Origin of the sequence: Allorhizobium paknamense, assembly GCF_030815125.1 — a bacterium.
In the GTDB taxonomy this organism is placed as follows: Bacteria; Pseudomonadota; Alphaproteobacteria; order Rhizobiales; family Rhizobiaceae; genus Allorhizobium; species Allorhizobium paknamense.
Map to the genome: position 1 here is coordinate 57,881 of NZ_JAUSWH010000011.1, position 11,667 is coordinate 69,547.

The following is an 11,667-nucleotide window of genomic DNA, read 5'->3' on the forward strand; positions in this document are numbered from 1 at the left end:
GGGAACCGGTTTTCCGTTCGGGAATGCGTGAAAATGAAGAGCCAGAACGTTGGGAGGTCGATGCCGTCATGGAAAATCCGCCGGTTGGAGTGAGAAGACGGCAGGACTGTCTTCGAGAATGGCGGAGGATGCAAGGTCCACCGGTTTCATCTGTTTTTACGCGTTTAAGATGCAAATTTTTTTATTGACCGATATGGATGAGTGCGGCGTTTCGAATATTTAACCGGTATCCATTAGGCTTCTGACAGACAGGTCGCAAAAGAGAGGCATTCATGTCCCATATCTCAGCGTCGCTTCTCTCCAATGCGGCTCTGATCGTGCTGTTTGCCGTGCTGTGGAGCCGGGCGGAGCAGTGGCTGGAGCGGCATGCGCTGCCTTTCAAGCCCTATGGGCTGGGCCTTTTGGCTGGTTTTACCTCCATTGCGGCCATGCTGTTTCCCTTGCAGGTGGCGCCGGGCGTCTTCATCGATATGCGCACGCTGGTGCTGGCGCTGTCGGCCATGGTTGGCGGGCCGCTGGCGGGGCTGACGGCGGGGTTTTGCGCGGCGCTGTTTCGCCTGTGGGTCGGCGGGGCTGGCACGGGGGCAGGCCTTTTCAGCATTACACTGGCGGCGGCGCTGGGCAGTTTTGTCGGCTTGCGCCACGAGCAGGCCTTGTTTCGCAATTCTTGCCTTGGCATTCTGGCCATCGGCGCGGCGCTGGCGCCGCTTTGCGGGGTGTTTCTGCTGCCGAATGACCTATGGCCCATGGCGCTGGAGAAAATGATCTGGCTGGCGCCCGCGCAGTGTCTGGCCACGCTCATGGTCGGCCTGCTGATCCGCTCGGAAGCGCGCCGCCGGGCGGAAATCGATCTCGCTTTTTTCTATAAAGTCGTGGCTGAAACCCTGCCGGAGGCGCTGAACGCCAAGGACCGTCAGGGCCGCTTCATCGTCGCCAATCCCGCCACGGCGCGCGCCATGCGGGTGGCCCATCCCGATCAGGTGATCGGCAAGACGGACGCGGATTTTCATCCCCCCGAAATCGCGGCCCGCTATCGTGCGGATGAGGAGCAGGTCTATGAAAAGGGCGAGGCCCTGCATATCGAGCAGCCATTCCAGTCGAGCGATGGGCGAAAGGGCTGGTTCTCGACGCTGAAAAACCCGATTCGCGACCCGAAGAGCGGGGAGATTGTCGGTCTCGTCACCCATAACCGTGACATTACCGAGCAGAAGGAGTTGGAGCGCCAACTTCAGGAAAGCCGCCAGCAGCTTTCCGATGCGCTTTCCAACATGGCGGATGGGCTGGCCATGTTCGACCGCGAAGGCCGGCTGGTCTTCTGCAACGGGCGCTATCAGGGGCTGTTTTCCAAAACGGCGGATCTGCGTCATCCAGGTGCGCTGCTCAGCGATATCATCGCCGCTTCCAAGGCGGCAGGCGAGGAAATCACAGCCGAGGGTGAGCCGGGGTTGGAGGAAGCCTATCTGCCGCTGCCGAGGCCCGGCACACGGGAGCTTCGCCTGTGGGATGGACGCGTTCTGGAGGCCAAGACCCGCAGTGTCGGCGGCGGCGGCGTCATCACCGTCTTCAGCGATGTGACGCGCATGCGTCAGGCGGAGGAATTGCTGCGCGATGTCAACCGCACCCTCGAAAAGGCCGCCTTCACCGATGCCCTGACCGGCCTTTTCAACCGCCGCGCCTTCGATGACCGGCTGACGGTGGAATTTGCCCGCGCGCGCCGGGCCCGCGAGCCGCTCAGCCTGCTGATGGTCGATATCGATCATTTCAAGCAGTTCAACGACCATTATGGCCATCAGCGCGGCGATGACTGCCTGCGCGCCGTGGCAGGGGCGCTCGGCGTTGCCGCGCGTCGCGGCACCGATATCGCCGCCCGCTATGGCGGTGAGGAAATGGCGCTGGTGCTGCCGGGCACCGATGCCGCTGGCGCAAACGAAGTGGCTGAACGCTATTGCCGGGCGGTCAGGGCGCTCGGTCTCGACCATGCGGCCAGCCCCAGGGGCATGGTGACTGTCAGCGTCGGCGTGGCGGTCATCCTTCCTGAGGCGGGCGACCGTCCCGATGACCTGATTGCCGCAGCCGACAGCGCTCTTTACCGTGCCAAGCATGCGGGCCGCGATTGCGTGCGCTGTGCCGACACCGAGCGGAAAGGCAGGGTTCCGAGGGGACGCCGGGCCTGACGGTTGGAAGCCTCTGGAATAATCGTTAAGCGGGGCTATGTTTTTCAGGGAGTTGCGGACCGGGTGGACCGGCGCTGACATGTCGTGCCCTTCCGGGACGGCCTTCGGGATCGCCTGTCAGCCTCAGACCATGCGGGCCGTCGTGATGCTGAAACTGCTCCAGGACGATGATGACAGAACCCGTTCAAGACCATTCCGCCCCCATGTCCGTGGCAACGGATCACAAGGTGATCGTGGCTGAGCTTCCGGTCAATGTCACCTTTCACATCTGGCTGAAGGCGCGCCGCGTCGGCGAGCCGGGGGCGATTTCGCTGATCAGCCCGAATGGCAAGTTTGGCGAAGTGCTCTCCCACAATCTCGATGAATATGATTTCCGCATTTATCATGTCTTTGGCGGCGGGCCGATCGAGCTGCATTACGATGCCGAGCGCACCGTCATCTCGGTGATCTACTGGTTTACCGCCGTGGATGTGCTGGAGGCGGGCATAACCGTGCTGCACACCAACGGGCTGAATGCGCCGCCCGACCTGCCGGACAGCTATCATTTCCGCCCGCCTTTCGGCTGGATGAACGATCCGAACGGCTTTGGCCGCTTCGACGGTCGTCCGCATCTCTTCTATCAGCATTACTCGCACGGCCTTTCCTGGAACACCATGCATTGGGGCCATGCGGTCTCTTCGGATTATCTGCGCTGGCGGCATCTGCCGATCTTCCTCTTTCCTTCGGAAGAGCTGTCGGCCTGGCCCGACAAGCGCGGCGGGGCTTTTTCCGGCTCGGCCATTGCCCTGCCCAATGCGCCGGGCATCCGGGTCTTCTATACCGACCAGTTGAAGGATCGTCAGCCGGAGGAGCAGATCCAGATGACCGCCACCTCGGCGGACCTGTTCAGCGCCGGCAAGGCCGAGGTGATCCTGCCGCATCGGCCTGACGGCGAGGGGCTGACGCTGGATTTCCGCGATCCCTACGTCTTCAAGGGACCGGACGGGCTTTGGAAGATGCTGCTGGGCAGCCAGAGTGCCGAGGGCGGCGTGATCCTGCTTTATGACACCGAGGACAGGGCGGCAGCGGAGGGTTGGACCTACCGGGGCAAGCTGCTGGTGGAACACCGCCATCGCACCACAGCCATCGAATGCCCGTGCCTTTTGCCGCTGGATGGGCCTGCCACCCATCCCGCCACCCATTGGGTGCTGATTTACGGGCTGATGAATTCCGAGGATGCCGAAAGCCGGCGCAAAAACCTGACCATGGCCGAAATCGGCTGGTTCGATGGCCAGCGCTTCGTCAAGGATTTCGAGCAGGAGCTGGATTTCGGCACCGACAATTATGCCTTCCAGGCCTTTCTCGATGGCGATATGCCGGTGGGTATCGGCTGGCTTGCCAATTGGGCGGATGCCAATGCCGCCACGATTTTTCCAACCGCCATGACGCTGCCGCGCACGCTGAAGCTTCAGGACGGTCATCTGCTGACCCCGCCGATCGGGGCCGCCGAGAGCCTGCGCCACCGCGTGCTGGACCGGGTGAGGCTGGCGTCTGGCGGCGAAGTGGTTTTTCCCAATGGTGCGGTGGAAATCCTGTTCGAAATGGCCGAACCCGGCCTGCCCTTCACCTTGAATTTGGACCATCCCGCCTTGCGGCTTGCCATCTCTTCCGACGAGGAGGGGTTGGAACTCATTCATGGCAAGCCGGGCGAGGACAATGCGCCACGCTATTTGAGGCCCGGCGCGCGCATCAAGCGGCTGAGGGTGTTTCTCGATTACGGCTCCATCGAGATCTTTGCCGACCACGGCCGCCATGTCGCGACCAAGCGCCTGGACGGATTCGACCCCATCCAGAGTGCCCGGCTGGTGGCAGAACCGGGAAGCGTGGCCTGGGCAACCGTGTGGAGCCTGCGATTGTAAGCGTTGGATTGTCCGGAAATGCTCTGGAAATGCTTCAGCCTTCAGCCTTCAGCCTTCAGCCTCCCGCCGCACCCGCACCACTGTCACCGTACAGGGGGCTTTTGAGGCAACCTCGCCTGCGACACTGCCGAGAAGCGCGCGCCGCTGCGCACCGGTTCTTGCGCCCATGACGATATGGTCCACGTCATTGTCACGGGCATAATCCAGAATGGCGCTGGCGGGAGAGGTGCTTTCCAGAACGTGGCAGGTGGTCTGGCCTTCATATTGCAGCGGGGCTGCCCAGCTTTTGAGGGCGCCCAGCCGCACTGCATGCTTGTTATGGCCCTGTTCGTCCAGATCGCTGTCCAGTCCGATGCGGGCGATTTTCAGGATATTCAGGCAGGCGAGCCGCGCGCCCGGTGAACGGGCCATGATCCGGCCCACCGTCAGCCGCATGGCATCGGCCACCTCCCCGGATGTGGCCTCAAGGTCGAGCGCCACGAGAATGATCGGGGCGTTGGCAAGCGCGGCGGTGGCGGCGCCCGGCTTGAGAAGCTCGATCGGGTCGGGGTTGAGGCGGCGCTTCGTCACCTCCGCCCAGCCATCCTGCCTGCGTTTTTCGGCCCGCGCTGTGAGCTGGACGGCGGAGAGATCGGAGAGATCCAGCGCCAGTTGCGCGGCGGCCGGGTAGCGCCGCGCCGGATTGACTTCCAGACAGCGCAGGATCACCTCCTGAAGCGGTGGCGGCAGATCGGGCCGCAGGGCGCAAGGCGGCGGCGGGTCGCGCCAGAGCCGCTTCTTCAGCCCCTTCATCCGTTGCGGATCGCCAAAGGGGCGCTTGCCGGTCGAGAAAAAATAGAGCAGCACGCCGAGCGCAAAAATATCGGAGCGGAAATCGCTGCGCACGCCCAGGATCTGCTCCGGCGCCATATAGGGCGCGGTGCCATAGGGCAGGCGAAACTCCTCCTGCATCAGATCCGGCAGGTCGAGATGGCGGGCAAGGCCAAAGTCGATCAGCACCGCCTCGCCGCTGTCGCGCAGCAGGATGTTCGAGGGCTTGATGTCGAGATGCACCACATGCTGGCGATGCAGATCGGCAAGTGCTGTGGCGATGCGCTGGCCAAGCGAGATCACCTCCTCGGCAGGCAGCGGCAGTTTTTCCAGCAGCGGATAGAGCGAGCGGCTCGGCAGCCGCTCGAAGACGATATAGGGCTGGCGGGAAAAATCGCCATTTGCCACGAAGCGCGGCACATGCCGCCCGGAAATGCGCGGCAGGATCATCTGCTCCATCTCGAAGCCCACGATCATTGCCGGGTCGGTCCCGGCGCTCATATCCGGCACTTTCATCAGCAGCGGAAAATAATAATCGGGATGGGTGACGGAATAGAGCCGCGCCATGCCGCCCTTATGCGCCTCTTCGATCACGGTGAAACCGTCTATGAGGCTGCCGGGCTTGAGTTTGCTGAGCGGCATGGTCATTTCCCCCGGTAAAGACGGGTGGCGAGGGTTTCCGGCAGGCCTGCAGCGCGGATCGCCTGAGCGGCGGCATCGACATCATAGGGCGCGCGCAGAAAGGAGAGCGCGCCGCTTGCGGTATCGTAGAGGCCGAAGGCAGCGGCAGGATCGCCATCGCGCGGCTGGCCGACCGAGCCCATGACGCTCAGCCAGCGCCGCTGCGGCAAAAGCGGAATGGCGGTGGCGGAATGGGGGGTGAAGGAAATGATCCGCCCACCGGGACCCAGCGCATAAAGGGCGGGCCGGTGCACATGCCCGCAAAAGCTCAAGCGGCTGTCGCAGGCGGAAAAATGCTGGTCCGCCGCGTCCACATCGGTCACGTAATGAAAGCGTTCCGGCGCGGCGGCATCGCCATGCACATAGAGCCGCTCCTCGTCGCGGGCGCGGATCGGCAGGCCGGTCAAAAAGGAAATCTGCTCCGAGGTGAGCGCGGAACGGGTCCAGTGCAGGGCGGCACGGGCCTGTTCGTTCAGCGAGATATGCGGATCGGTGAGCGCCTGATCGTGATTGCCGCGCACGGCAAGGGCGCCTTTTTCAACCAGTTGCCGGGTCTTTTCCAGACACCAGGCCGGATCTCCGCCATAACCGACAACATCGCCGAGAATGACGATACGTTCGGCACCCGCATGATCTGCGGCCTGCAGAACAGCCTCATAGGCCTGACGATTGCCGTGAATATCCGAAAACAGCGCAATCCGCATCAGCCCTCCCGGCGCTTGCATCATGCTGTTGTTCTAACGCTTCGGAAGGGAGACCGCTATTGGCGAATAGTTTCGAGTCATAATCGAGTTCCGAGGAAGCATCCGGTGACAGAACTGTCACCGGATGTTGAATGTTTCCGCCCTATACCAAGGCATCGAAGATGCATACGCATCCTCGCCTTGAAAGAATTTCGAATATCTCAAATGCATCAGGGGCTTGAGATATTCGAAAAGGGAATACGAACGGTCATTTTCAATGACCGTTCGTATTAGGCCGCCTGAACGATATCGACCAGTTCGACATCGAAGATCAGATCCTGGCCCGCCAGCGGGTGATTGGCATCGATGGTCACGACATCCGGGGCGACATCGGTGACGGTCACGACCAGTGGCGCGCCATTGCCGCTCTGGGCCTGCAACCGTGTGCCGGGCACGAGATTGATATTGGCCGGGATCAGCGAGCGGGCGACCTGCTGAACCTTTTCCGGATCATGCGGGCCATAGGCCTGCTCGGCGGGCACGGTCACGCGCTGGCTTTCGCCGACATTCATGCCGTCCACCTGCTGTTCCAGCCCCGGAATGATCTGGCCTGCGCCGATTTCGAACTGCAGCGGCTCGCGTTCACGCGAGGTATCGAACTGGCTGCCATCCGTCAGAAGGCCTGTATAGTGGATGCGGACGGTATCGCCGTTTTTTGCCTGGGTCATGGAGAAGTCCTTTCCTGATCGGGCATGGCCTTTGCTATGGCCCGCCTCTCTGGGTTCGGCGGTCAGGCTGACTGCCGCCATCGGAGCGCATGACAAGTGGGGGCATGCGATCAGCATGCCGTGCGCGTCATGGTAACTATCGGCGAAAACGGTCGGTTCCACGGCTAGAACAAGAAAATTTCGTGACCCGGCGAAGAAACGGACAGGATCATGTCCTGGCTGATACGAACGGTCATTGAAGAAAATGACCGTTCGTATTCGATTTCGAATATCTCAAGCCGCCGGTTGCTGTTTGGCGCGGGCGACGATTTGCGTCGGGCTGACGAATTGCAGCGCGATGACCAGCCAGAACAGGGTCGTGACCATATAGACCACGGCCATGGCGTCGATGGACTGGGCGGCGCGCACGCCGGAGGCGAAGACGGCGTAATAGAGCGAGACGACGAGTGTCTGCGTCGTCGGCCCTGCAATCAGGAAGGTCAGCTCGAACATGGCGATGGTGCGCACCAGCACCAGCAGCAGGGCCGCCAGCATGCCGGGCAGCAGCAGCGGAAACAGGATGCGGATGAACAGGCTCCAGGTGCCGGCGCCGAACACCCGGGCGGCGGCTTCGATCCGCGGATCGATCTGCTCGATGAAAGGGATCATCACCAGAATGACGAAGGGCAGCGACGGGACAAGATTGATCAGCACCACGCCCCAGAAGGTGCCGCCCAGACCGAGCTTGTAGAGAAGCGTGGCCAGCGGAATGCCATAGGTGAGCGGCGGCACCAGAAGCGGCAGCAGGAAGGTGAGGATGACCAGCCGCTTGCCCGGAAAATCCCGCCGCGCCAGCGCATAGGCGGTGACGACGCCCAGCAGGCCGGAGACCAGCACCACGGCAAAAGTGATCTGGAAGGTGACGGTGATGACATCGGCCAGCTGGAATTCCGACCAGGCATCGGAATACCAGCGCGTCGTCCAGCCGGCGGGCAGCCATGTGCCCAGCCAGCGCCGGGCAAAGGAGTTGATCACCACCGAAGCGATGACGGCGGCGAGATTGAGAATGAAGAGGCCCGTCAGCGCCCAGACGGCGAAGCGCCAGAGTTTCGAGGCAAGTCCCTGATCGCGGATCATGGCTTATCCTTTCGTGCCGGCCACGGGGCCGCGATAGAAGAAGGCGCGCAGTGCCAGCACGGCAAGCACGATGACGAGTTCCACCACGCCCATGATGATGGCGATGGCCGAGCCCAGCGAGTGGTCATATTGCTCGAAGGCGGCCTGGTAGGCGGCAATGGAGATGACGCGCGTCGGCCCCGCCGGTGCGCCGAGCAGCACGGCAGAGGGAAAGACCGCGAAAGCCTGCACGAAGGACAGGCAGAAGGTCACCACCAGCCCCGGCACCAGAAGCGGCAGGAAGACGCGCAGGAAGCGCTTGCGGGCATTGGCGCCCAATGTTGCCGCCGCCTGCTCGATGGCCGGATCGATGCCGGTCACGTAGGAGAGCGTCAGCAGAAAGGCGAAGGGAAAGCCCGAGATCAGCAGCGAAGCGAAGACGCCCCAGTAATTGTTGGTGAGCTTGACCGGATGGTCGAGCAGGCCAATCAGGATGAGGCTGCGGTTGAACCAGCCCTGCGGCCCGAGAAAGGTCAAAAGACCATCGGCAATGAAGACGGTACCGAGCGTGACCGGCAGCACGAGAATGGTGGTGAGCAGCCTTTGCCGCCGCATCAGCCGCACGCGAAAGGCAATGGGCAGCGCCAGACCGAGATTGATGATGGTCACCGGCAGCGCCAGCCAGAGCGTGGCGGCGATGGTGCCATACTGGAAAGGATCGCTGAAGAAGGTCTTGTAATTCTGATACCAGGGGCCGGCCATCGGCATCAGAGAATCGATGATGCCGTAGACGAAGGGGTAGATGAACAGCGCCAGGATCACCAGAAAGCCCGGCAGCACCAGGAGCGTGGTGCCGTCAATGCCCCTGGCGGCAAGGCTGAGACGGAGGGAAGGCGTGTTCATGCCGCGCTCCCTGTCCGGGCTGCCTTGAAGATCAGGGCACGGCCTTCCGCAGGGCGAACGCTGGTTCTGGCGCCGCGCGGCAGCGCCTGATCGGCGCGGAAATAGAGGTCGCTGCCATCCGCCGTCTTGCCGGAGCCGAAAAAGGCGCGTCCGCGATATTCCATGGTGGTCACGGTCACCGGAATGCCGCTGCCGTCTTCCACCGCCACCAGATCTTCGGGCCGGACGCTGAGAATGGCGCTATCGCCGGGGTTGAGCGTATCGCGGGTCATCCCCGTCACCCTTGCTCCTGCGGCCTCGATTTCGGCGCTGCCGCCGGAGGTGGCGGTAATGCGGCCCGGAATGCGCGTGCGAAAACCCATGAAATCGGCCACGTCCACATGGTTGGGGCGCTGGTAGAGATCTTCCGGCGTGCCGATCTGCATGATGTGGCCCTGGCTCATCACCACGATGCGGTCGGCCATGGACAGCGCCTCGTCCTGGTCATGGGTGACATAGATGGTGGTGGAGCCGATCTGGTCGTGAATGGCGCGGATATCGGCGCGCATTTCCAGGCGCAGCTTGGCATCGAGGTTGGAGAGCGGTTCATCCATCAGCACCACCGGCGGACGGATGACGATGGCGCGGGCAATGGCCACGCGCTGCTGCTGGCCGCCGGAAAGCTGTCCGGGCAGTTTGTTGGCTTGTGCGCCGAGCCGCACCAGATCGAGCGCCGCATCGATCCGCTTTTCCGCTTCCGGTCCCTTGATACCGCGCATGCTGAGCCCGAAGCCGACATTGCGGCGCACATTCATGTGCGGAAACAGCGCATAGCTTTGGAAAACCATGCCGAAGCCGCGTTTTTCCGGCTCCAGCTGATCGATACGCTCGCCCCCAACCCGGATTTCACCGCCCGTCAGCGGCAAGAGACCGGCAATGCAGTTGAGTGCGGTGGATTTGCCGCAGCCGGAAGGCCCAAGCAGGGCAATGAACTCGCCCGGCTCGATGGAGAGATCGATACCGTCCAGCGCCGTATAAGCGCCAAAGGCACGGCGAAGGCCGACAAGCTCCAGCCGCGCGCCCTGCTTGGGAGACGGCTGCCGGGAAGCGGGAAGGGGGGACGACATCACGGCAAACTCCTGTTTGCGATGTTAAAAATACAAAAAACCGGTCCAGCCGGTGAAACCGGCTGGCTTATCCTGTCGATGTGGGGCGCTGACCTTCGTGTGAACGTAGTCCGGCGGCCGTTGTTTGAGAGCATTGTCCCGAGAAAAGTGTAGTCGCGGTTTTCCGTCCGGAAATGCGTAAAACAATAGCTTAGAGCACGTCCGGTGGACCCGTGTTCACCGGACGTGCTCTAGGGTCAGCCCTTGGCCGCGCCGATCTTCTCGTCCCAGATGCGGAAGGCATCGACGATTTTTGCCGGATCAAGCGGCACTTCCAGCGGATTGTTGGCAATCCAGTCGTCATAGTCCTTGCGGCCGAATTCGGCGATGGCGTCCTGGCTCTTCTTCGGCGCCATGTCGATGGTGACATCCTTTACCGCCGGGCCGGGATAGAAATAGCCGTCATCGAAGGCGATCGCCTGCTGCTTGGGCTGCAGGATGAAGTTGATGACATCGAGAAGAACCGTCAGCTTTTCCTCGGAAACGCCCTTGGGGATCGCGGCGTAATGGGCATCCGTCACCCAGTGGAAGCCCTTGAGCGTCGCGACCTTCGCCTCTTCCGGCACGATGCCCAGCACGCGCGGATTGATGTCCCAGCCGGTGGTGGTCACCACGATGTCGCGGGTGCCTTCGCCCAGCTCCTTCATCACCTGCGTGGTGCCGGTGCCGTAATATTCGATATTTTCGCCCAGCGCCTTCAGATAGTCCCAGGTCTTGGCCCAGCCATTGACCGGGTCCTTCGGATCCTTGTCGCCGAGCAGATAGGGCAGGCCCATCAGGAAGGTGCGGCCCGGGCCGGAATTGGCGGGGCGGGCGTACATGAAGCGCTTCGGGTTGGCCTTGGTCCAGGCCAGCAGTTCCTCCGCCGTGGACGGCACCTGCTTGACGCGGTCCGGCATGTATTCGATCAGCGGGCCGGAGGGGTAATAGGTGACGACCACGCCCTGGTCCTTGGCAAGGCCCTGCATCTTGTAGGCCTGTGGCAGCAGGATGTTCTGAAGATCCGGCAGGTCGGTCTTATGGGCGGAGAGATCGGTCCAGAGGTTCTGCGCCAGACCGGCGGCCAGTGCATCGGTGCCGGTCAGGACGAGATCGATATCGATCTTGCCGGCGGCCTGCTGTGCCTTGATCTTGGCGGGCAGTTCCGGGGCCGGGGCCTTGGTGAAGGCGAAGCGGGATACCCATTGCGGCTTGGCGGCCGCATAGGCTTCGAACATGCCCTGCGTCAGCGCCAGATTGCCGGCCACATCGGCAATCGTGATGGTCACCGGGCTCGCCGGCGCCTTCAGGGCCGCCAGGCTGAAACGCGGTATCATGGCCATGCCCGCCACACCGGCGGCTGTGCCCATCAGGCCTCTTCTGCTGATTTTCATTGCTCAATCCTCCCAATTTACCGGGGTGTCCCGGCACTCCCGCGAAAGTAATATGCTAGTATGCGAAGGTCTGTCAATCATATCCTAAAAAGCCGGGTCTGCGTCTTTGGAAGCATGCGTGGAGGTGTTCCCTTGATATACGGGGGGGCACGCATGGCCGCCGCCCGCGGAGGCGGG

Annotated in this window: 9 protein-coding genes; 2 read left to right on the top strand and 7 right to left on the bottom strand. The window is 62.4% G+C overall.

Going from position 1 to position 11,667, the window contains the following annotated elements; all coding sequences use genetic code 11:
- Positions 1-272 precede the first annotated feature (272 nt).
- Both QO005_RS16215 and QO005_RS16220 read left to right on the top strand, forming a co-directional pair.
- A complete protein-coding gene (locus tag QO005_RS16215; RefSeq protein ID WP_307159106.1) occupies positions 273-2,174 on the top strand; it encodes a diguanylate cyclase in 1,902 nt (633 codons plus the stop codon).
- A gap of 203 nt (positions 2,175-2,377) precedes the next feature.
- Positions 2,378-4,072 carry a GH32 C-terminal domain-containing protein gene (locus QO005_RS16220; RefSeq protein WP_307159209.1) on the top strand — a complete coding sequence of 565 codons (1,695 nt, stop codon included), beginning with the start codon at positions 2,378-2,380 and terminating at the stop codon, positions 4,070-4,072.
- Positions 4,073-4,120: 48 nt separating this feature from the next.
- Here the strand turns inward: QO005_RS16220 and QO005_RS16225 are convergent, their stop codons facing one another.
- From QO005_RS16225 to QO005_RS16255, 7 genes are all read right to left on the bottom strand, one after another.
- The gene (locus tag QO005_RS16225; RefSeq protein ID WP_307159107.1) at positions 4,121-5,524 is read right to left on the bottom strand and encodes a serine/threonine protein kinase; all 1,404 of its coding nucleotides are present in this window, start codon (positions 5,522-5,524) and stop codon (positions 4,121-4,123) included.
- Between the two features lie 2 nt (positions 5,525-5,526).
- Positions 5,527-6,291, bottom strand: coding sequence for a metallophosphoesterase family protein (locus tag QO005_RS16230; protein ID WP_307159108.1), 765 nt, complete (start codon positions 6,289-6,291; stop codon positions 5,527-5,529).
- A gap of 245 nt (positions 6,292-6,536) precedes the next feature.
- Positions 6,537-6,974, bottom strand: a complete 438-nt coding sequence (locus QO005_RS16235) for an FKBP-type peptidyl-prolyl cis-trans isomerase (protein ID WP_307159109.1) — start codon at positions 6,972-6,974, stop codon at positions 6,537-6,539.
- Between the two features lie 273 nt (positions 6,975-7,247).
- Entirely contained in the window at positions 7,248-8,090 is an 843-nt protein-coding gene (locus tag QO005_RS16240; RefSeq protein WP_307159110.1) for an ABC transporter permease, read from the bottom strand.
- Positions 8,091-8,093: 3 nt separating this feature from the next.
- Positions 8,094-8,972 (bottom strand): ABC transporter permease, encoded by an 879-nt coding sequence (locus tag QO005_RS16245; RefSeq protein WP_307159112.1) that lies wholly within the window; start codon positions 8,970-8,972, stop codon positions 8,094-8,096.
- Positions 8,969-10,078, bottom strand: a complete 1,110-nt coding sequence (locus tag QO005_RS16250) for an ABC transporter ATP-binding protein (protein WP_307159113.1) — start codon at positions 10,076-10,078, stop codon at positions 8,969-8,971. The genes QO005_RS16245 and QO005_RS16250 overlap by 4 nt, the downstream gene beginning before the upstream one ends.
- A gap of 236 nt (positions 10,079-10,314) precedes the next feature.
- Complete coding sequence (locus QO005_RS16255; RefSeq protein ID WP_307159114.1) at positions 10,315-11,490, bottom strand: extracellular solute-binding protein; 1,176 nt, start codon at positions 11,488-11,490, stop codon at positions 10,315-10,317.
- Positions 11,491-11,667: the final 177 nt, after the last annotated feature.